Below are 21,657 nucleotides of genomic sequence, written 5' to 3'. Positions count from 1 at the left end.
GTCCATGCGATGATGGTGGTTTCGCGCCCGGAGGCTCTCTTGAATCGTCGTCTTGCTGCCCCCGTCGGAATCACTGCCACTGGGCAATGTTTTCCCCCAAAGGTGGTCACCAACGACGACCTATCCAAGATCATGGAAACCAACGATGAGTGGATCCGGACGCGCACCGGCATCCGCCAGCGGCGCTGGGTCGAGCCCGGCACAGGTGCCTCCCAGCTCGGCGCCCCAGCCCTCCAGATGGCCCTGGATAACCGCGGTATCAAGGCCTCGGAACTGGACCTGATCCTGGTCACCACCGTGACCCCTGACACCCTGTTCCCGGCGACCGCCTGTCGCATCCAGGACATGGTGGGGGCCCACAACGCTTTCGGTTTCGATCTGAACGCAGCCTGTTCGGGCTTCCTCTACGCGTTGACCACCGCCGCCAGCATGGTGGCCGCTGGTGCGGTCCGCCGGGTGGGTCTGGTCGGCGTGGACATCATGTCCACCATCATCAACCTCGAAGACCGGGCCACCTCGGTGCTATTCGGTGATGGTGCCGGCGCTGTGATCGTGGAGCGTGTGGAAGATGGACTCGGCATTCTCGACTTTGAGCACAAGATCGATGGCTCCGGTGGCTGTTTCCTGTTCATGCCTGCCGGCGGCTCCCTGAAACCCGCTACGGCGGAAACCGTGGCCGCCAAAGAGCATTACATCCATCAGGCCGGCAGCGAGGTGTTCAAGAACGCGGTGCGGGAGATGGCTGACAACAGCAAGCTGCTCATGGACCGCAACGGGTTCCGCGGCAGCGACCTGAAGCTGTTCGTGCCCCACCAAGCCAATATCCGCATCATGGATGCCGCCGCTAAACGCCTGGAGCTTGATCCTGCCCGCATGATGGTGAACATCGACCGTTACGCCAACACCACGACGGCCACCATCCCCACGGCGCTCCACCAGGCCTTTGAGGAGAAGCGGATGGCCAAGGGCGACCTGGTGGTGCTGTCCGCTTTCGGTGCCGGCTTCACCTGGGGCTCGACGCTTCTGCGCTGGGCCTACTGAGCCGAGCCATCCCAGGCTATGCGAATCATCGCCGGGACCCTGAAGGGACGTCGGCTCGTGGCGCCTCCGGCGGGGGACCTGCGGGTGCGGCCAACCTCAGACCGGGCCCGGGAGGCCCTGTTTTCGATCCTCCAGCGCTGGCCTAGTGGTCCTTTCCTGGACCTTTGTGCTGGCACCGGGGCTGTGGGGCTTGAGGCCCATTCCAGAGGTTATGCGCCGGTCACCTGTGTGGAGGCGACGGAGCCAGGATGGTCTTGTCTAGTCCGTAACGCCAACCGAACTGGGATCAATACGATGCGTGTTGATCTGCGGCGTCTTCTCAAAAATTCCTTCCAGGACCAGGCTGTGGTGTTTCTGGACCCTCCCTACGATCAGGCCGAAGCACTCTGGTCTCAGATGGCCGCTCGGTTGAAATCCTGGACCGCCCCCGGAGGGGTCCTGGTCTTCGAGACGGACCGGCAGACCGGGCTGGAATTACAGGACGGCTGGATTTTGGCCGAAACACGCGAATATGGCGCAGCCCGATTTCATCTCTGGACCCCGACCCGAACTCAAGGTTGAGGCGCCCGCCCAGTTAGACTCGGCCGTCCTGGCACTGGTCCTCACGCGCCTGCGAAGGAGCACTGGGCTTGTCTGGCTTTCGGCCTTCATCGTGGGCTTCGTACTGTTTTGGATCGCGGCCCCAACCGATTTCCATCTCTCCCTCGGGGGGATGGCCGCCACCCTGGGCCTGCTTGGGCTGGGGACCGGGATTTCCATGCTCCAGATTCAGCCCTTGGGTCGGACCTTGGCTGGAGGGCATCTTGGACCGGATCTCTACCGGTCTTTGACCCGCTTCCCGCAAACCTCGTCCCTGCTGTTCTTCTACCTGGGGGTCTGCCTGAGTGCTGGAGCCTACCCCTGGGAGAAGCTCTACTTGGGCCAGAGCATCCTGGTGAGCTCGGTAACGGTGGCCATGTTCATGGTGTTGGCCGCCCTGGCGGCCATCAGCCAGTATTTCCTGGCCAAGCAGAATCTGATGAAGGTCTTCCGGCTTCTGGCGGGCCAGCCCGGATTCACCGAGTCGCAAACCCGTTTTTCCACCAGTCTGCGTGCCAAGTTCGGTTTTGGCATCCTGGCCATGACTGGCGGGGTGCTCATGCTCTCGATCCTGGTGTCGGGACTCACCCTTCAATCTTCGATCCGCACCAAAGTCACGAGTTACGCCACGAATGAGCTCGCCAACCTCGCGGATTCGGTGGCCTTCGTCCAAGAGATGAACACCACACCCGAGGATCTGGATGCCTTCATCGGGACGCTGAAGCTGGGGGCAGGAGGCGGCATCTCGCTTCAACTCCCGATGAGCAAAGGCGGGAACCTGCTCGGGTCCCGCCTCCAGGCGCGGGGAGGTGGAGACATCGTGGTGGCGCAGGCGCTTCCAGATGGATCGCAGTTGAGAGCTGTGATCCCCGAGGCGGAATATGCAGACGCCATCTGGAAGGCACTGCGCCCCAACCTGGCCATCCTGGTCCTGGCCGGGGTCTTCCTGATCTATTTCATCCAGCTCATCCTGCGCGACGTGCAGCAGCCTCTCCTGCTGCTCAGCCGCAACGCCAGCCGGGTCGGGGAAGGACGTATCGATACGCTGGAGGTTGTCTACAGCGATGATGAGGTGGCCTCCCTGGCCCAGGGCTTCGGCCGCATGGTGGGGAGCCTGCGGGGCATGGTGGTCCAGATCCGGGCGGCCAGCCGCGACTTGGCCAGGGCCTCCAGCGCGATTCGTGAATCCGCCGATGGGGTCCGGGAATCCAGCCATGGCCAGCGTGAGCTGATCGAGTCTTTCCATCAGGAGATCAACGAGCTGACAGACACCTCCATCAGCATCAGCGCGAGCTCCATGGAACTGAGCCTGGCCTCCGAGAGCACCAACGCCACCATCGTGCAGATGGCCGGCAGCGTGCAGCAGATCAACCAGAGCATGGACGAACTGCTGATGGTGGTGGAGGGGATCACATCCGCCATCCGGGACTTTGACCTTTCCATCAAGAATGTCGCCAAGAACGTGGACCACCTCGCCGGTCACGCGGAGCACACGCGGGAGTTTGCGGAGAACCTGGAGCAGAGCACCTCCGCCATCGACGACAACGTGAAGATCGCCCAGCGCTACGCCAAGAACGTGATCCACACCGTCGGCCGGGGCATGGAGGTGGTGGCCCGGAACCGGGACAAGATCCAGGTGATCGACCGGGTCGTCCAGGACTTCCACGCCACGACCCGCACCTTGCTCCAGCAGGGGTCGGACATCGCCAAGATCCTGGACTACATCGGGGATCATGCCCAGCAGACCAACCTGCTCGCCCTGAACGCGGCCATCATCGCCTCCCAGAGCGGTACGGATGGGGACGGCCAGGCCAAGGGCTTCTCAGTGGTGGCGGATGAGATCAAGCAGCTTGCCGAGCAGACCGGACGATCCACCCAGGAGATCCAGCAGATCATCGGAAGGCTCCAGGCCGAGATCAGGAAGGCCTATCAGCAGGTGGAGCTGGGGATCGACGCCGTACGGGATGGGGCCGAATCCGTGGGCCAGAGCGAGGAAGCCCTCCAGGCCATCCTCGAATCCGTGGGCGGGATGGATCGGGTGGTCGAGAGCATCCTCAGCGAGACCCTGCAGCAGGGCGGCCAGGCCAGCCTCATCCACGAAGCCAACCGCAACATCCACCATCAGGTGGAGACGATCCGCTCGGTCATCGAGGAGCAGCAACAGACCAGCAACTACATTCTGTCGCTGGCCATGAACGTCCAGCAGGCCACCAGTGTGGTCCGGGATTCCACTCGGGAACAGAGTGCGGGAAGCGACGAGATCGCGAGGGCCACTGAGCAGGTTCGGGCTCTGGCCAGCAGCCTCCACGAGATCCTGGCCCGGCAGGAGAACCACGTGTTGTCCCTGAAAGAGACCATGAACCGGGTGCTCGGCAAGGCGGTGGAGAGCGAGCGTGCCATCGGCGCCTCCAGCGGCGCCGTGGAGCAATTGGGTGTCCAGGTCCACATGCTCAACCGGGAAGTGAACCTCTTCAAGCTGTAACCCAGCTACCTGCTAGGCTGGAAGCCGCATCCCGGGCCTCCCTGCATGTATCGTCTGTCCATCAAGACCAAGCTGAGCGCTGTCATCAGCATCCTGGTCCTCTCGTTCATCGCCTTCAACCTGCTGTACTACCCACGCTGGGTGGAACAGCAGATCCGCACCCAGGCTGAACTGAGCGCCCGGCAGGTGGCTGAGACGGCGAGCTATGCGCTGAGCCCGGCCGTGAGCGCGGGGAACACCCGGGACATCGCCAAGGTGCTCCAGGGCGTCCAGAACATCCCCTCCTTCAGGTTCAGCGCGGTTTATGGCGCCAACGGGGAAGCGCTGGACAGCACCCCGACCACCCCGGAATGGGCCACAGGCCAGGTCCTGCAAGATGGCATCTCGCGCACGTATACCCGCCGGGAAAGCAACATGCTGGTGGCCGTGGCGCCGGTCTTCTACGAGGAGCCCCGAGCCGATCAGGTCGGCACCCTGGTCCTCGGCTTCACCACGGAAGGAACGCAGCGGGCCGTGCGCGAGAACATCCGCGCCAGCTTGGCCGTGGGTCTGGTGACCCTGGTGCTGGGTATCGGTGTGGCGGTCTTCCTCTCCAATCGCTACCTCCGGCCCGTGATTCAGCTCACTGAGGCCGCGCAGAAGGTGGCCCAGGGTCATTTGGAAACGGTCTCGGTGAAGGTCTACACCCGAGACGAAATTCAGGATTTGAGCCAGTCCTTCGAAGTGATGACCGACAAACTCCGAGTCTCCCGGGACGAGATCGAGCGCCAGAACCGCCTGCTGGAATACCGGGTCCAGGAACGCACCCGCCAGCTCATGGAGACCATCTGGGAATTGGAGGAGATCCGGGCCAACCTTGAACAGCTCGTCCAGGAGCGCACCCGCGGTCTCGAACAAAGCCGGGTGGAACTCCGGGCCTGGGCCAGCACGCTGGAAGAGAAGGTTCAGGAGAAGACCCAGGAATTGCGGGAGCTGAATGACAACCTGGTCACCAGCTACCAGAAGTTGAAGGAGGTCGATCGATTGAAGGACGAGTTCCTGGCCAACGTGAGCCACGAACTGCGGACTCCGCTGAACTCCATCATTGGCTTCTCGGGGATGCTCATGCAGGATCCAGAGGGGCGCCTCGGCGAGGAGGCGAAGGAGGATCTCCAGATCATCTACCAGAACGGACGCTCCCTCCTGGGGCTCATCGATTCGATCCTTGACCTCTCCAAGATCGAGGCGGGCAAGATGGAACTGGAGCTGGAGGAGGTGGATCCCGTGCTGCTGCTGGACGAGGTGAAGGCGATGGCGGCGGGCCTGGTGCAGGCCCGCTCTATCCGCCTCGATTACCAACGGCCCGACAGCCCGGTCCGGGTCATGGGCGACCGGGATCGACTCCGGCAGGTCTTCACCAATCTCGTGGGCAACGCCATCAAGTTCACGGAGAGCGGGTCCGTGCGCATCTCCGCGGAGGTCATCGAGGACCGGTTCCTCGTGAGCATCAAAGACACGGGCATCGGGATGACCGAGGAGGATCTCGGCCGTCTATTCCGGCCGTTCCAGCAAGTGGATGGGAGCATCTCCCGTCGCTTCGGCGGCACTGGCCTGGGCCTGGCCATCAGCCAGCGGTTCATGGGGCTGATGAATGGGCGCATCCGGGCTACCAGCCGCAAGGGTGAAGGCAGCGTCTTTGTCGTGGACATGCCCCTCGCCCCCCGGGGGTCCGCATGAGCGGCCCAGCCCAGAAGATCCTCTGCATCGAAGACAACGCCATGAACTGGCGGCTGGTCCAGCGCCTCCTTTCACAGGCCGGGTTCGAGCCGCACTGGGCGGACGACGGGCTCAAGGGTTACGAGCTGGCCGTGCAGCTCAAACCCGCCCTGATCCTGCTGGACATCAACCTGCCGGGCCTATCGGGGTTCGAGGTGGCCACCAAGCTGCGTCAGAACCCGGCCATGGCTGGAGTCCTCATTGTCGCGCTCACCGCCAAGACCATGCGCAGCGACCGGGAGACCGCCCTGGTGACGGGCTGCGACGGGTTCATCTCCAAGCCCATAGACCCCTTTCTGTTCGTTGGGCAAGTGGAGTCCTATCTGGGCGGCCATCGGGACCGGCTCGAGCAGGGTCGGGAAGGGGCGGCCCTCCGACAGTTCACCCATCAAGTGGTGGAACACCTCGAAGCCCAGCTCCGGGAAGCCCAGGAGGGCAACCGGAAACTTCTGGTGGCTCAGGAGGCCCTGGAAGCGCGCAGCCATCACCTCTCCAGGTTGCTGGCGCTCAGCAACGACACCATCCCCGTCCGGAATCCCGACGAGATCCTGGCGCGCGTCCTCGGTCAGCTGCGTGAGGAACTGGCCCTCGACCACCTGAGCGCCTACCGCCTCCATCCGAGTGGAGCCTATTTCCAGGGGCGGATCTGGAGACCCGGTGGCTTCGAGGAAACGCCGGTCCTGCCCAAGGAGCAGCCCTTGGCCGAGGGCGTAGAGGCCCTCCCCCGGGGCACGGTGCTCATGGACGCGGAACTTCGCCAGACCATCGTCTGGGAGCGGGGGATCGATCTCGGGCTGTGGGACCCTAAATTCCAGGCGCTGCTCCTGCCCATGCGCAGCCGTTCGGGCGAGGATCGCCTTTGGGGGTTTCTCGCCGCGGACCGTGCCGGACAGGTCTTTCAGCCCTTCGAGATGGAGATGGCGGCGATGTACGCAGGGCTTCTGCAGGTGAGCCTGGAGAACGCTGAACTCATCGCGCATCTGGACGAGACCAGCCGTGCCCTCGGCACCAGTTACGAAGGGCTCGAATCTACCTATGTGGCCCTCAAAGACGCCCAGCGCGCCTTGAGTGCCCAGGACAGTAAGACAGCCCTGGGTGGTCTCTTCCTGCAGATGGCCCAGCGACTCCAGTTGCCGGTCCGGACCCTGAAAGAAGAGAGCCACACACTGTCTGTTTACATGGAACAGACCGACAACCCGCCAACGGGGGACCGGGAGGCTTGCCACCAGTCCATGGAGTCGATCCGGAACGCCATCGCCGAGGTGGACGATCTGGTGGGTGCCCTGCTCCGTCGGGCGGGTCAGGCCGGGGCCAGCGCCCCCGAGTGGATCCACCTGCACGATCTCCTCAAGCAGGAACTGGAGATCCTCCAGGCGGACGGGACCCTGGCTCCGGAGTTTCCGCTGGAGCTCAACCTGCAGGCCCCCCGGGATCTGATCTTCGGCGTCTATACGGACTTCACCGAGCTTCTGGGGCACCTCGTCTCCCACGCCCAGGGGGGGAGTCCTGGCCAGATCCTTCTCCGATCCTGGGGTGGGAAGCGCCACTTCCGCCTTGAGCTGGAGGATGTTGGTGGCCCCATTCTTCCTGAGCCCATCGAGCGGGCCTTCGAACCTTTCTCCGGGTTGCGGCCCGAAGAACCGGCTCCATTGCCGGGCCGACAACCCGGTGCCGGACTGCCCTCCTGCGCCCACCTCATGAGCGCTTACGGGGGCACCGTCCAGCTTCTGACCACCCAGCAGGGTTCCATCGTCCGGCTCAGCCTTCCAATGGATTGACCCGCGTCACCACCTTCTCGATGCGCTTCTCATAGGCGGTACCCAGGACCAGCCGATGGACGAAGATGCCGGGCGTGTGGATGGTGTCGGGATCCAGTTCACCCACTTCGACGATCTCCTCCACCTCCGCGATGCACACCTTTCCACAGGTGGCCGCCACGGGGTTGAAGTTCCGGGCCGTTTTCCGATAGACCAGATTCCCCAGTCGGTCGGCCTTCCAGGCCTTCACCAGGGCGAAGTCGGCGAAGATGCCCGCCTCGAGCACGCATTCCCGCCCGTGGAACCGCCGGGTCTCCTTGCCCTCGGCGACGTTCGTACCTGCGCCGGTGGGGGTGAAGAAGGCGGGGATGCCCGCGCCCCCGGCCCGCATGCGCTCGGCCAGCGTGCCTTGGGGCACCAGCTCGACCTCCAGCTCCCCACTGAGGAACTGCCGCGCGAACTCGGCGTTCTCGCCCACATAGCTGCTGACCATCTTATGGATCTGGTGATTCCCAAGGAGGATGCCCAGCCCGAAATCATCCACCCCGGCGTTGTTGGAGTAGCAGGTGAGCCCCTTCACACCGGTTCGGGCCAGGGCCGCAATGAGGTGCTCAGGGATGCCGCAGAGGCCAAAGCCCCCCACAGCCAGGTGGGCACCGTCGGGGATGTCCTTTACGGCTTCCAGGGCGGTGCTGATGCGCTTGTCGATCATGGGTGGACCTCAGAACGGCCCAACAGTGTGCCATCTCTGGCATCCTGCTCCAGTCCCTGTTTGCACTGGAAGAAGGCGACCATGAAACGAACGGTGCTTACCTGTCTCTATCCGCTGGCCCTTTGGGCCCTGCCAGCTCCCCCGACGGCGGAAGCCCGGCCGGGGCTCGGGGTTGAATGGAGGGATTCCCGGGAGATCCACCTGCGGAACGTGAAGAAGCTTACGGACACGGGTTCCAATGCTGAGGCCTACTGGTCCAACGATGGGCAGAAGATCGTCTTCCAGAGCACCCGGGACGGCTATCCCTGTGATCAGCTCTACACCATGAACGCTGATGGCATGGATCAGAAGCGGGTCAGCACGGGCAAGGGGCGCGTCACCTGCGGCTGGTTCCTGCCGGGCGACCGGAAGATCCTCTACGCCAGTACCCATGGGGCCGGGCCGGATTGCCCGCCAGCGCCGCCTTTCACGCCCGGCAAGTACCAGTGGCCTGTCTTCCAGGGTTTCGACCTTTATGCCATTCCCGTCGAGGGCGGCGAGCCGGAACCCTTCCTCCCATCACTTGGCTATGACGCCGAGGCCACAGTCGCGCCCAACGGAAGGTGGGTCGTCTTCACCAGCGAGCGGGGCGGTGACGTGGATATCTGGCGGGCGGATCTCGACGGAAACCACCTACTGCGCCTCACCGACGGGGTGGGTTATGACGGCGGAGCCGTGTTCAGCCCCGATTCGAAGCTCATCGCCTGGCGTACGAACTACCCCAAGGGTGAGGCCGCCACAGCCAAGTACCGGGAACTCCTCAAGCAGCACCTGGTCGAACCCATGGAGATGGACATCTGGCTGATGAACTCGGATGGCACCGGGAAACGCCAGGTCACGAGATTGCCAGGCGCGGCCTTCGCGCCCATTTTCACGCCGGACGGCAAGGGTCTTGTGTTCGCCACGAACCACCATGACCACGAGGGCAAGGGGCGGGAGTTCGACTTGTTCCGAGTCAATCTGGATGGGACCGGATTGGAGCGGATTACCTGGACTGGCCTCTTCAATTCCTTCCCCCACTTCAGCCCGGACGGGAAGCAGCTGCTCTGGGTGAGTGGCCGGAGTCCCCGCGGACCCCGCCAGTTCGACGTGTGCGTCGCAGAGTGGCTCCCATGAGGCCGGCCGTCTTCCTCGATCGTGACGGCACCCTCAACGAGGAGGTGGACTACCTCAGCGACCCCGACCGCCTGGTGATGATCCCCGGAGCAGCGGCGGCCGTGGCGAGGTTGAACGCCAAGGGCATCCCAGTGGTGGTGGTCACAAACCAGAGCGGCATCGGCCGGGGCAAGTACGATTGGCAGGATTTCGCTGCCGTCATGAGCCGCATGGGCACGCTGATGGCCCTCGAAAACGCCCATATCGACGCCATCTACGCCTCGCCGCACCACGAGAAGGGGCAGGGGGACTATGCCGTGGCGGACCACCCTGAGCGCAAACCGAACCCGGGGATGCTGCTGAGGGCGGCGGAGGAACATGATCTTGACCTCCCCCGTTCCTGGATGGTGGGTGATAAGGCCATCGATCTGGATGCCGGTCGCCGCGCGGGGTGCCGGGTGGCTCTGGTCCGCACGGGCTATGGGGCAGGGGTGGACGGATCCCTGGCCGACCTGGTGGCGGCGGACCTGGCCGAGGTCGTGGACCGCATCCTGGCCCAGTGGCCATGATTCTGATCGAGAAGACCGGTCTGGTGCCAGGCACCCTGATCCAGCGGTACAAGCGGTTCCTGGCGGACGTGCGGCTGGCGGATGGTTCTCTCGTCACCGCCCACACCACCAACACGGGCTCCATGAAGACCTGCTGGGAGCCTGGCGATCGGGTGCTGCTGGAGCCCGCCGCCAACCCGGAGCGCAAGCTGAAATTCACCTGGCTGGCCGTGGAACGCCCCGGTGGCTGGGTGGGGGTGGAGACGGGCATGCCGAATCGCGTGGTGGCCGAAGCTGCCAGGCGGGATGTTCTTCCGGGCCTGCCGGGTCTGCAGAGCGTTCGAACGGAAGTGAAATATGGTGCCGAGAACAGCCGTATCGATGTGCTGGCCTTGGATGGGGAAGGGCGCCAGGTCTTCATCGAGGTGAAGAACACCACCCTGAAGGACGGGCCCTGGGCCTTGTTCCCCGATGCGGTCACCGAGCGCGGCACCAAGCACCTGCGGGAACTCCAGGCCATGGTACGCGAAGGCCACCGGGCGGCCATCGCCCTGTTCGTCCATCGGACCGATGTGGATCGCTTCGATGCGGCCCGGGAGATTGATCCCGCCTATGCGGCGGAACTCGATCGTGCGGCGGAGACCGGCGTGACGGTCCTGCCCCTGGCTGTGCGTCTTATCCCAGGACAGGAACCGGGCGGTCTGTGGAGCCTGGGTTGGGAATTGCAGGGCCTTCTGCCTTGGGTTCCCCGGCGATAGACTGGGACTTCGCACTGGAGATTCCCATGTCCACTTCCGCCACCGAGCTGATGAAGACGCCGCTGAACGCCGCCCACCGCGCCCTGAGCGCCAAGATGGTGGATTTCGGCGGGTGGGACATGCCTGTGCAGTATCCGGCGGGCATCCTCGCCGAGCATGAGGCGGTGCGCACCAAGGCGGGCCTTTTCGACGTCAGCCACATGGGCGAGATCCGCGTGAAGGGACCCGGTGCCTTGGCCCTGGTGGAGCATATGACTCCCAACGCGGTTTCGAAACTGGCCATTGGGCAGGTCCACTACACGGCCTTCCTCTATGAGAACGGGACCTTCGTGGATGACCTGCTGGTCTACCGTGAGGGTGAGCAGGAGTTCCTGCTGGTGGTGAACGCCGGCAACTCCGACAAGGATTTCGCCTGGGTACAGCAGCAGGCCAAGGGCTACGACTGCACCGTGGTGAACGAAAGCCCCGCCACAGGCCAGATCGCCCTGCAGGGCCCACTGTCCGTGAGCATCCTCCAGCCCCTGACGAAGACCCCTCTGGAGCCCATCGGTTATTACTTCTTCACCCATGGTGAAGTGGCCGGGATCAAATGCCTCATCAGCCGCACGGGCTACACCGGTGAGGACGGCTTCGAGCTCTACTGCGCCGCGGGCGACACCGAGAAGCTGTGGAACGCAGTGCTGGCGGCCGGGAAGCCCATCGGCCTGATCCCAGCGGGCCTGGGTTGCCGCAACACCCTGCGCCTGGAGTGCAAGATGGCCCTCTACGGCCACGAGATCGACGACACCATCCATGCCCTGGAAGCCGGCCTCGGCTGGATCGTGAAGCTTGACAAGGGCGACTTCGTCGGCCGCGATGCCCTGCTGGCCGCCAAAGCCGCGCCTGCCCCCCGCAAGCTGGTGGGCTTCAAGACTCTGGAGAAGCGCGACATTGCCCGGGACCACATGCCCGTGGTCCAGGGGGGCAAGCAGATCGGTTTCGTCACCAGCGCCGCGCCCTCGCCCACCTGTGGCATCAACCTCGGCCTGGCCTATGTCCCTACAGACCTTGCCAAAATCGGCGGGCGCATCCAGATCGAGATCCGCGGCCGGGCCGTGGACGCGGAAATCATCCCCACACCGTTCTACAAGCGGACGAAATAGCCATCAGCTCTCAGCCATCCGTCAACAAAGACCCCACTGGAGGATCCATGTTCCCTGCCGACCTGAAGTACACCAAGGACCACGAATGGCTGAAGCCCGCGGGTGACGGTACCGCGTTGGTGGGGATCACCCACTACGCCCAGGACGCGCTGGGCGACGTGGTCTTCGTGGACCTGCCAGAAGCCGGCGCTGCCTTCGGCCAGGGCGAGGAATTCGGCACGGTGGAATCCGTGAAGACCGTCTCCGAGCTGAACATGCCTTCGGCCGGCGAAGTCCTTGAGGTGAACGCGACCTTGGCGGACCATCCGGAAGCTGTGAATGAGGATCCCTACGGCAAGGGCTGGATGGTCAAGATCAAGCTGACCGGTGCCTTGGCTGGCGATCTACTCGACGCCACCGCCTATCAAGCTCTGGTGAGTGCGGAAAGCCACTAGGCCCATGCCGCTGCCGCTTCTGACAACCCTGCTCTGGGGGATGGCGCCGGTCCTGGGACCGCCGCCGTCACCCCAGCCGCAGGTGGCACCCCAGGTGGCGGTTGCTCCACCCAGGGCACCGGAATCGGATGCGGCTCGCCTCGCCCGCCTGCGGTCCCTCGTGGGGTCGGCGGAAAAGGCCCTGGAAGCGGAGGACGAAGATTCGGCTCAGGCTCGCGCCGACGAAGCTGATGTCCTCACGGCGGATTGGTCGCCGGAACTGCTCCGGAGCCTCACGGTGCAGGATCTTCTCCAACGGTTGAAGGAGGTCCAGGACCAGATGTCTGCAGCGGAACCCGAGGCACCAGGGGAGGCGGAGCCGGGTCTCAAGGCCCCTGAGGAGGTGATCTCCATCAGTGGTGAGGAACTTCGGAATGAGCTGGAAAAGGTCCGGGCGGCCGAGCATGGCGCGACCTACGATTTCCCCATCGACCTGAATGACAAGGTACTCACCTGGGTGAGTCTCTTCACCACCACCAAGCGCGGCTTCATGGAAAATGCGCTGGGTCGTGCCTCGGTGTTCATGCCGATGATCCGCCAAGTCTTCGCTGAAGAAGGCGTGCCGCAGGATCTGGCCTACCTAGCCGTCATCGAATCCGGCTTCCGGAACGAAGCCAAGAGCCGGGCCAAGGCCGTGGGCATGTGGCAGTTCATCCGTTCCACGGGGCGCATCTACGGTCTGACCGCCAACGCCTGGATCGAAGAGCGTCGGGATCCAGTCAAATCCGCCCGGGCTGCCGCCCGCTACCTGAAGCGGCTCTATGAGATCTCCGGTGATTGGTATCTGGCGGCTTCGGGCTACAACGCAGGCCCTCTGACCCTGGAACGCGCCATCCAGAACATCGGCACCAGGAACTTCTGGGACCTGGCTCGTTCCCGCTGGCTGCGCACCGAGACCAAGAACTACGTGCCCGAGCTTTGCGCGGCGATCCTGGTCGGGCGCAACCCCGGGCAGTACGGGTTGAATATCGTGCCGCTGGCACCGTACGTCTACGAGACGGTGACCGTCTCTGCCATGACCAGCCTCGCCGTGCTGGCCCGCTGCGCCGGCACGGATTCCGCCACGCTGAAGGCGTTGAACCCCGAATTGCTGCGCGGTTCTACACCCCCCGGGAGCTACACGCTGCGCGTGCCCCCGGGCAAGGCCCTGGAGTGCATGCGCCAACTCGCCCGCATGCCGGCCGGCAAGCGACTCAATTTTCAGCACTACACCATCCGCAGAGGGGACACGCTCGCCAAGGTCGCCAAGCGCTTCAAGCTGGCGCCGGACGATTTGTTGGATGCGAACGACATCACAGTACGGCAGTTCAGACCCGGAAAGCGCCTGCTGGTTCCGCCCGCGCCCAGTCTCGCCTTGGATAGCCGTGATCTCGCACCCAAGATCGAGCGCGTGAAGCTGCTTGGGGATCGACCGTTGGAGCCTCTCCCCGTGGTTCCCGCTGATCCCGGCCCAGTTGGCCCTTCAACAACCGCAGCGGGCGCTGCCGGGACGGCCGTCGCCATGGACGCTCTTCCGCCCGCCGCTTCGAATGTCGGTTCCCCTTCACCTGTGACTCGCGAGCCTCTGCCCCAGGAGAAGGTGGATCCGCCTGTCCTCACGGCCGCCGGGTCCGATCCTGCACACGCAACGTACCGGGCGAAACCAGGCGATACCCTCGCCAAGATTGCCCGAGCACAGCGGATCCCTCTTGGCCAGCTGATGGGGCTGAATCCGGAGGCCGTGAAGGCACTGCACCCTGGCGACACGGTCCGGTTGCCTGGTTCTGCGCCTTCCAGTCCCTCGAAGCGCGCTGAGGCCGCACCGCGGATTCATGTGGTGCAGCGGGGCGAGACCCTTGCCAGCATCGGCAGGAAGTACGGTCTGGAGCCCAAGGAGCTCAAGGTCTGGAACAGGATGAAGGGTGACCACCTTCGGGCTGGCCAGCGCCTCCGCCTGGTTCCTCGATGATCTGTGCTTGCAGAAGCTGAAAAGGAGTGTGATACTGGGTCTTCCCGATTGGGGCCATAGCTCAGCTGGGAGAGCGCTTGCATGGCATGCAAGAGGTCGTCGGTTCGATCCCGATTGGCTCCACCAAAACCGAAGGCCACCGGAAGGTGGCCTTCGCGCTGTCAGCCTTCAGCTATCAGCTGCCAGACGCCTCTCCAACCGATAGCTGACAGGCATCCCGATGCTCGCCTCTCTCAATCACGTTGATCTCGGCTTCGGCCCCCAGGAGGTGCTGAAGGATGTCACCTGGGCCATCCAGGAAGGCGAGTGCTGGGGCGTCATCGGTCGCAACGGCGCGGGGAAGAGCACGGTCTTCAAGCTGCTGCTGGGCCAACTGGAGGCCGACAGCGGCACCGTCGTGCGACCCACGAAGGAACGCGGCATCCGCATGGGCCACTACGCCCAGGATCTGGTGCCGGACACGCAAGGAAGCGTGCTCGAGGAGGCCCTGGCGGCCTTCGGCGACGTGGAAAAGCTGCAGCACGAGATGCGGGAACTGGAGCACCGCATGGGCGAGGCCGGCGGGGATCTGGATGAAGTCATGGAACGCTATCAAAAGGTGACGGAGACTTTCGAGCACCTGGATGGCTTCACCATTCGTGCCCGGGCCGAAAGCATCCTTCAATCACTGGGTTTCGGCCCTGCTGATTTCGATCGCCCAGTGGAGACGCTGTCTGGCGGCCAGAAGAGCCGTGTGATGCTGGCCAAGGCCATTCTTCAGGGCCAGGATCTGCTGTTGCTGGATGAGCCCACCAACCACCTGGACCTGCCGAGCCTGCGCTGGCTCGAAGGCTTCATCCAGGACACGGATGCAACGGTGGCGGTCATCAGCCACGACCGTTACTTCCTGGACAAGATCGCCACCGAGATCCTCGAACTGGAACTGGGCCGCTCCCGGGCCTACGAAGGCAACTACTCCGAGTTCATGGAGAAGAAGGAACAGGAGCTGGCGCTGCTGGAAAGGCACTACGAGCAACAGCAGGCCTATATCAAGAACCAGGAAGAGTACATCCGTCGCAATATCGCCGGCCAGAACACCAAGCAGGCCCGCGGTCGCCGCACCCATCTTTCAAAGCTGGACCGGATCCAGAAGCCCTTGAAGGACCGGCGCAAGGTCAAGTTCACCTTCCCCGAGACCCAGCGCAGTGGCGATGTCGCGCTGGTGCTGGAGAACGCCAGCGTGGGCTGGGATGGGAAGCCCCTCTACGCGCCACTGGAGCAGCTCCAGATCAAGCGTGGCCAGAAGATGGGCATCGTCGGCCTCAACGGCACCGGCAAGTCCACCCTGCTGAAGGCCATCTCCGAGGAGATCCCCTTCATCACAGGCCGCGCTCGTCTGGGTAGCCAGGTGAAGCTGGGCTACTTCGACCAGCACCACCGGAACCTGGATCCTCGGAACACGGTGTTCCAGCAGATCCATGGGGTGACGCCCCAGGCCATGAAACAGGACGTGCTGGGGTTCCTGGCCAAGTTCCAGTTTCGCGGCGACGACGTGGACAAGCCTGTGACGGCGCTTTCCGGCGGCGAGCGGGCTCGCCTCAGCATCGCCACCTTGATTCGCCACGGCGTGAACCTGCTGCTGCTGGATGAGCCCACCAACCACATGGACATCCCCAGCATGGAAGCCATGGAAGACACCATCCTGAGCTTCACAGGTGCGGCCATCGTCGTGACCCACGACCGCTACCTGCTGGGCCGCGTGGCGGACTCGCTGTTGCGCATCCACGAGGGCAAGGCCGAGTTCCGCGAAGGCGGCTACGAGGACCACCAAGCCTGGGTGGATCTGGATCTGAGCGCCGAGACGGAATCCGGCAGCCCCGAGCCCGAAACCACCAGGAAGCTCCCTTCATCACAGGCGAAGTCGCAGGGCCCTGCCACCGCGCCGATCCAGCCTCCCAAACCCGCCGCCATCGACAAGGACAAGCAGCGGGCCGTGAAACGTTTCGAGAAGCAGGTGGCTGAGGCCGAGGCCAAGGTGGCGGACCTGGAGGCGAAACTCACCGATATCCAAAAGGAGATGGCCGCCATGGATCCTGCCGACTGGCAGGCCTTCACTGCGAAACTGGACGCCCAGAAGACATTGGAAGCGGACCTGGCCTACGCCATGAGTGACTGGGAAGCCGCCCAGGGCGCCCTGGAGGATGCACAGCATTGAGGGGCTGGTAGCATCGGGGAAACCCCGAGGTTCCCATGACCGATTTCCGTGGCGCCCATGTCCTCATTACCGGTGCGGCCAGTGGCCTGGGCCGCCTCATGGCCCTGGACGCGGTGCGTCGTGGAGCCCGCGTGAGCCTGCTGGATCGCGACGCGCAGGGCTTGACTGAGGTCTGTGCGGCCATCCAGGCCGAGCAAGGCGACGGCCAGGGTTTCGTGGTGGATCTCTCGGCCCGGGCGGCGCTCCAGGCTACCTGTGCCGAGGTGCAAAATGCCCGGGGCGGGGTGGACATTCTCATCAACAACGCGGGCATCGTCTCCGGGAAGACCTTGCTGGAATGCAGTGACGAGGCCATCGAGCGCACCTTCCAGGTGAACGTCCTGGCAGGCTTCTGGACCGTGCGGGCCTTCCTGCCGGGCATGCTGGCCGCAGGGAAAGGGCACATCGTCACCGTGGCCTCCGCCGCCGGCCTTGTAGGCACCTCGCGATTGGTGGACTACTCAGCCTCTAAATTCGCGGCGGTGGGCTTCGACGAATCACTGCGCATGGAACTGAAACGCCTGGGCAGTCCCGTGCGGACCACCGTGGTCTGCCCCTTCTTCATCGACACCGGCATGTTCGAGGGCGTGAAGACCCGCTTCGCATGGCTGCTGCCCATCCTCAAACCGGACTACGTGGTGCGCCGCATCCTGGGTGCCATCGAAAGCAACCGCTCACGCCTGGTCATGCCCCGCTTTGTGATGACTGTGCCGGTCATCCGCGTGCTGCCGCCCTTCCTCTTCGACGCAGTACTCGGCTTCTTCGGCGTGAATCGCAGCATGGATGATTTCGTGGGACGGCAGGGGCATTGAGCTGGCGCGAATCGGCACCAGGGCGGGACGCCGAGAGCGCCGCCCTGGTGCCGTGGGTCCCGCAGCGCTGCGTCAGTGCTTGACCACGAAGTGGTCGCGGCGGTTCTGGCGCCAGCAGCCCTCGTTGGATTCCGAGCAAACCGGCTTCTCTTTGCCGTAGCTGAGGGTGGTGATCCTGGACTCGGGAACGCCGAGGCCCGCCAGGAAATGCAAGGCTGCGGCAGCCCGGCGATTGCCGAGCGCCAGGTTGTACTCGTTGGTGCCGCGCTCGTCGCAGTTCCCTTCGACCTGGACCTTGAACCCCGGGTGGGCCTTCATCCAGTCCGCGGTCGCCTGCAGAAGCGGTCGGTCTTCCTGGCGGATGTCGGACCTGTCGAAGTCGAAGTGGATGTCCCGGCAGACATCCTGGGCATTCCAGTAGGCCGCATCCTGCACGGGAGCGGGGGCTTGTTCGAGAGCCGGGGCCGGGGCAGGGGCCGGTGCAGGGACGGGAGCTGGTGCCGGCGCCGGAGCAGGGGCCTCGACCGGGACTGGCGCGGGAGCCGGCGCGGGCTTCTTGCAGGCGGACAGGCACAGCAAAACCACTCCCGTGGCCAGGGCAGGAAGGATCAGGGTGGGTCTCATGGGCATTCCTCTCGAGATGAGGTGGAAGAGGGCGGGTCGTCGAGCAGCTTGGCCCGGCGTCATCCGTCGGCGAAGAAGAACGTGGCATCAAGGTTCTCGGCCTCCATGACCTTCACGAGGGTGGCGGTGGAGGCATGCAGGTCCTGGACTTCCTTCAGGCTCATGCCCTGGAGGCCGTGCAGAAGCTGGCCCTGGGCGGGATGGGGGGAATCCTTCAGGAGCTCGGATCCGCGGGGGGTAAGGTCCAGCGACACCCGGCGCCGGTCAGAAGGATCCGGGTCCCTCGCGACCAGGCCCTTCTCCACCAGGCGGTCGACCACCCCCACGACCGTGCTCGGATTGAGGTACATGCGCTCGGCGAGATCCTTCAGTCCCATGGGCCCGCTCCGGCTCAGCTCCCAGAGCGCCCAGAGCTGCGGTCCGGTCAGGCCGTACCGCTTTTCCACGGCCATGGAGTAGGCCTCCAGGGCTTTTACCATGCGTCGGAGGTTCCGCATGACCTCCTCGATCAATCGAGTCTTCTCGAGAGGCGCCTTTTTCATTTGACTTCACATTGTTTGAACACGAATCAATTTGCAGACAGGAATCTGGCCCTGTCAAGGCCTACCTGCGGACCTCGGGTGGTTTCCAGCCCTCGGACCAGGCGGCTCAGAAGTCGTCCACCGTCAAATCGATCATCCGCCGCACGAAGCCCGTCTGGGGCGCCTGCATGAGCTGGATGACCGAGCGCCCGGTGCGCTGGCGGAAAGGGCCAAGGCTCAGGATGGGTGGCGGTTTCAGTCCCATTCCCGGGCCACCAGATAGGCCACCGTCGTGGCCACCAGGGCCGGTACCACCAGGGCGGCCTGGGCGGTCGTCTCTGCCAGGAACACCACTGGGACCAGCATCGTCTCGTTGAAGGCTCCAGCGAAGGCTGTGGCTCCGAGCATCGTGAGCAGTCCGGGATAGCCCGGCAGGAACCACGCATCGAAGGCAGAGCCGAGGCAGGCGCCCATGGCCACAGCCGGCAGCCAGGTGCCTCCGATGCCCCCGGATCCTAGGGTCAGGGCCGTGGCCAGGATCTTCACGCCCAGGAAGATGAGGGCCAGGCGCAGGTCGGGTGGGGTCATCAGGAGGTGGTTCACGAGTTCCACGCCCCCGCCGCGCGCCACAGGGATGCCGGGCAGCAAGAGGTGCCCTGGCAGCATGAGGACCACCAGTCCCACTCCGCCCGCCAAGCCGCGCAGGGGAAGGGGGATCCAGGCGAGCCGTCTGCGGAAGGTGGCCTGGGCCGCGCTGAAGAAGCTGGAGCCCAGGCCGCAGGCCAAGCCAAGCGGAAGGGCCATCCAGATCTCGTGCCAGGCCAAGGTGTAGGGGCGGGTGAGGATGAGCAGGGGCTGATGCCCCATCATCGCGGCAAAGACCAGGTAACCGGAGGCCGAGGCCACCAGGGTGGGCACTAGGTTGAGCGAACGGATGGTGCCGTCATGCTCGGCTGCGAACAGGGCCGCGCTCAGCGGCGCCCGGAAGACCGAGGCCAGGGCCCCCGCCGCGCCACAGGCCACCATGGTGTGCGCGTCCATCAGGAGCCTGCGGAAGAACTGGAGCCGGCGGGAGAGGGAGCGGACCAGCCGGTGGCACTGGAGTCCGACGGCGGCGCCGAACCACTTTCCCGGCCCCTCCAGGCCCGCGCTCCCCCCGAGGAAGATAGTGGCGAAGCAGGCCAGCACCTTGATGAACGACTTCCGGAAGGGGAAGGCGCTGTAGGGATCTTTGTGGGAGATCTCGATGTCCTCGGCCAGGGTCACCTCGCCGACCCCGCCCAGCGCCAGGATCGTGGTGGCGAGGGGCAGGCCGATCAGGGGAAGCAGGAGGACGAGATGGTTCTGGGTGAGGCTCTGCCGGAACCATTCGAAGAGGGCGAGGTAGGCGGCCACGGCCAGCCCCATCATCCACCCTGTGAAAGCGCCCAGGGGGAGCATGAGGAAGAGGATCCGGCGGCCGTGCGCCAGGACCCGGAGGTTCCTGCGCTTGGCTCGCGACTGGAGGAGGTGCCTGAGTTGCATGGAAAATCTCTATGGGCCCGCGGGGCCTCGCGAAAAGGTTGGCGCCCGGGTCAATTCAGAAATACTTCAGCGTCAGGTCGATCATACGCCGCACGAAATGAGTGTAGGGCGGGTACATGAGCTGGATGGCCGAGAATCGCGTGGGCTGGCGCAGGATGCCCCGGGCATTGGAGAAGGCCTCGAAGCCGTGACGGCCGTGGGCCTTGCCGAAGCCGGAAGTGTTCACGCCGCCCGTAGGCAGGCCCGTGTGGGCGAAGTGCAGCACCGTGTCGTTGATGCAGCCACCGCCAGCCGTGGTGCGGGCCACAAGGGCTTCCGCATTCCGTCTGCTGCGGCTGAAGACGTAGAGGGCCAGCGGCTTGGGCCGGGCATTCACGAAGGCCACGGCCTCGTCCAGGTCCTTCACGCCCAGCACCGGCAGCAAGGGGCCGAAGATCTCTTCCTGCATGACGGGCGAGGCGGGATCGACCCTCGCCAGGATCGTGGGCGCGACGTAACGCGAGGCTTCGTCCGTTTCGCCGCCGAAGACGATCTGGGCGCTGGACCCGCTCAACAGAGCCTGGAGCCGCGTGAAGTGCCGGTCGTTGATGATCCGCGCCAGGTCCGGGCTGGCCCTGCGGGCTTCGGGCGTGGCGCCGTAGAAGGCCTGGAAGGCGCCCTTCAGCTCGTCCATGAAGGCGTCTTGCACCTGCGTGTGCACCAGCACATAATCCGGGGCCACGCAGGTCTGGCCGCCGTTGAGACCTTTGCCCCAGGCGATCTTGCGGGCGGCCTCGCGCAGGTTGGCGTCCGCGTCCACGAGCACGGGAGATTTGCCGCCCAGTTCCAGGGTTACGGACGCCAGGTGCTCGGCGGCGGCTTTCATCACGACCTTGCCCACAGCGGGGCTCCCCGTGAAGAAGACATGGTCGAAGGGCAGGGCGAGCAGGGCCTTCGCGGCTTCGGCGTCCCCTTCCACCAGGGCCACTTCCTCGTCGGGAAACAGGCCTCCCAGGAGCTTCTGCAAGAAGGCCGTGGTGTGGGGCGTGAATTCCGAAGGCTTCAGAATGGCGCAGTTGCCCGCCGCGATGGCCGAGACCAGGGGGCCGAGCGTGAGGTAGATGGGGTAGTTCCAGGGGCTGATGATGAGAACCACGCCCCTGGGCTCGTGGACGATGGTTCCCGCGCTGCCGAAGAGGCCGATGGGTGTTGGCACGCGCCGGGGCTTCATCCAGCGGGGCAGGCGGCGCAGGGCCTCCTTGATCTCAGAGATGACGGGGTACAGCTCCGTGAGGTCCACCTCCTCGGGGGATTTACGGAAGTCAGCCGCCAAGGCCGCATGGGCCTCCTCCCGGTGGGCCATGAGGGCCTCCAGCAGGGCCCGGAGCTTGGCCTTGCGCTGGTCGGCGGAAGTGGCCGCCACCCGCCAACGGGCGGCTTGCTGGCGGGCGAAGAGGGCTTCCAGCTCGGAGGTCACGGGCGCTCCAGGTACGGGGGTTCCGCTCATCCTACAAAGGATTCACCACGAATGGACCGAATCGTCTTTCAAGGAAGGAGGATTAACCGCAGATATCGCAGATAGCCTTTCTTGAGCTTTCATCTGCGTGAATCTGCGACATCTGCGGTTGACTGTTT

The 21,657-nt window shown here is 64.6% G+C and carries 19 protein-coding genes and 1 tRNA gene; 14 read left to right on the top strand and 6 right to left on the bottom strand.

Translation table 11 applies throughout. The features are described from left to right. The first annotated feature begins 39 nt into the window (after positions 1–39). From NOV74_RS02875 to NOV74_RS02855, 5 genes are all read left to right on the top strand, one after another. The gene (locus NOV74_RS02875) at positions 40–1,041 is read left to right on the top strand and encodes a beta-ketoacyl-ACP synthase III (RefSeq protein WP_257309086.1); all 1,002 of its coding nucleotides are present in this window, start codon (positions 40–42) and stop codon (positions 1,039–1,041) included. Positions 1,042–1,059: 18 nt separating this feature from the next. Then, entirely contained in the window at positions 1,060–1,602 is a 543-nt protein-coding gene (locus NOV74_RS02870; RefSeq protein WP_257309084.1) for an RsmD family RNA methyltransferase, read from the top strand. 151 nt (positions 1,603–1,753) lie between these two features. Then, a complete protein-coding gene (locus NOV74_RS02865) occupies positions 1,754–4,102 on the top strand; it encodes a methyl-accepting chemotaxis protein (RefSeq protein ID WP_257309083.1) in 2,349 nt (782 codons plus the stop codon). A gap of 45 nt (positions 4,103–4,147) precedes the next feature. Further along, positions 4,148–5,818, top strand: coding sequence for a sensor histidine kinase (locus tag NOV74_RS02860; RefSeq protein ID WP_257309081.1), 1,671 nt, complete (start codon positions 4,148–4,150; stop codon positions 5,816–5,818). Next, entirely contained in the window at positions 5,815–7,635 is a 1,821-nt protein-coding gene (locus NOV74_RS02855; protein ID WP_257309079.1) for a response regulator, read from the top strand. The genes NOV74_RS02860 and NOV74_RS02855 overlap by 4 nt, the downstream gene beginning before the upstream one ends. Here NOV74_RS02855 and NOV74_RS02850 read toward each other — a convergent pair. After that, a complete protein-coding gene (locus tag NOV74_RS02850) occupies positions 7,616–8,326 on the bottom strand; it encodes a CoA transferase subunit A (protein ID WP_257309078.1) in 711 nt (236 codons plus the stop codon). The two genes, NOV74_RS02855 and NOV74_RS02850, sit on opposite strands and share 20 nt — an antisense overlap. A gap of 81 nt (positions 8,327–8,407) precedes the next feature. Here NOV74_RS02850 and NOV74_RS02845 point away from each other — a divergent pair, with 81 nt between their 5' ends. The 9 genes from NOV74_RS02845 (at position 8,408) to NOV74_RS02805 (ending at position 17,374) form a co-directional block, all read left to right on the top strand. Further along, positions 8,408–9,481: a TolB family protein gene (locus tag NOV74_RS02845; protein WP_257309075.1), complete on the top strand. Its 1,074-nt coding sequence runs from the start codon at positions 8,408–8,410 to the stop codon at positions 9,479–9,481. After that, the gene (locus NOV74_RS02840) at positions 9,478–10,029 is read left to right on the top strand and encodes a D-glycero-alpha-D-manno-heptose-1,7-bisphosphate 7-phosphatase (protein WP_257309074.1); all 552 of its coding nucleotides are present in this window, start codon (positions 9,478–9,480) and stop codon (positions 10,027–10,029) included. The genes NOV74_RS02845 and NOV74_RS02840 overlap by 4 nt, the downstream gene beginning before the upstream one ends. Next, positions 10,026–10,766: a DNA/RNA nuclease SfsA gene (sfsA, locus tag NOV74_RS02835; RefSeq protein ID WP_257309072.1), complete on the top strand. Its 741-nt coding sequence runs from the start codon at positions 10,026–10,028 to the stop codon at positions 10,764–10,766. Before NOV74_RS02840 ends, sfsA begins: the two co-directional genes overlap by 4 nt. Positions 10,767–10,792: 26 nt before the next feature. After that, entirely contained in the window at positions 10,793–11,908 is a 1,116-nt protein-coding gene (gene gcvT, locus NOV74_RS02830) for a glycine cleavage system aminomethyltransferase GcvT (RefSeq protein WP_257309071.1), read from the top strand. A gap of 47 nt (positions 11,909–11,955) precedes the next feature. Beyond that, on the top strand, positions 11,956–12,342 hold the full coding sequence (gene gcvH, locus NOV74_RS02825) for a glycine cleavage system protein GcvH (protein WP_257309069.1): 387 nt from the start codon (positions 11,956–11,958) through the stop codon (positions 12,340–12,342). Between the two features lie 4 nt (positions 12,343–12,346). Beyond that, complete coding sequence (locus NOV74_RS02820; protein ID WP_257309067.1) at positions 12,347–14,329, top strand: LysM peptidoglycan-binding domain-containing protein; 1,983 nt, start codon at positions 12,347–12,349, stop codon at positions 14,327–14,329. 50 nt (positions 14,330–14,379) lie between these two features. Beyond that, positions 14,380–14,455 (top strand) — tRNA-Ala (locus NOV74_RS02815). 94 nt (positions 14,456–14,549) lie between these two features. Beyond that, positions 14,550–16,523 (top strand): ABC-F family ATP-binding cassette domain-containing protein, encoded by a 1,974-nt coding sequence (locus NOV74_RS02810; RefSeq protein WP_257309065.1) that lies wholly within the window; start codon positions 14,550–14,552, stop codon positions 16,521–16,523. A 35-nt stretch (positions 16,524–16,558) separates the two neighbouring features. Continuing rightward, positions 16,559–17,374 (top strand): SDR family oxidoreductase, encoded by an 816-nt coding sequence (locus tag NOV74_RS02805; RefSeq protein WP_257309063.1) that lies wholly within the window; start codon positions 16,559–16,561, stop codon positions 17,372–17,374. 72 nt (positions 17,375–17,446) lie between these two features. On the opposite strand, the gene pal is transcribed toward NOV74_RS02805, so the two are convergent. From pal to NOV74_RS02780, 5 genes are all read right to left on the bottom strand, one after another. Then, positions 17,447–17,998, bottom strand: a complete 552-nt coding sequence (gene pal / locus NOV74_RS02800) for a peptidoglycan-associated lipoprotein Pal (protein ID WP_257309062.1) — start codon at positions 17,996–17,998, stop codon at positions 17,447–17,449. 59 nt (positions 17,999–18,057) lie between these two features. Continuing rightward, on the bottom strand, positions 18,058–18,495 hold the full coding sequence (locus NOV74_RS02795; RefSeq protein WP_257309060.1) for a MarR family winged helix-turn-helix transcriptional regulator: 438 nt from the start codon (positions 18,493–18,495) through the stop codon (positions 18,058–18,060). Between the two features lie 151 nt (positions 18,496–18,646). Continuing rightward, positions 18,647–18,784, bottom strand: a complete 138-nt coding sequence (locus NOV74_RS02790; RefSeq protein WP_257309058.1) for a hypothetical protein — start codon at positions 18,782–18,784, stop codon at positions 18,647–18,649. Continuing rightward, positions 18,775–20,043 carry a chloride channel protein gene (locus NOV74_RS02785; protein ID WP_257309057.1) on the bottom strand — a complete coding sequence of 423 codons (1,269 nt, stop codon included), beginning with the start codon at positions 20,041–20,043 and terminating at the stop codon, positions 18,775–18,777. Before NOV74_RS02785 ends, NOV74_RS02790 begins: the two co-directional genes overlap by 10 nt. Before the next feature lie 55 nt (positions 20,044–20,098). Beyond that, positions 20,099–21,499 (bottom strand): aldehyde dehydrogenase family protein, encoded by a 1,401-nt coding sequence (locus tag NOV74_RS02780; protein WP_257309056.1) that lies wholly within the window; start codon positions 21,497–21,499, stop codon positions 20,099–20,101. Positions 21,500–21,657: the final 158 nt, after the last annotated feature.

Source organism: Geothrix fuzhouensis, assembly GCF_024609325.1.
Taxonomy (GTDB): domain Bacteria; phylum Acidobacteriota; class Holophagae; order Holophagales; family Holophagaceae; genus Geothrix; species Geothrix fuzhouensis.
Note: the sequence above shows the minus strand (reverse complement) of the source record. Positions and strands in the feature narration are given on the sequence as shown.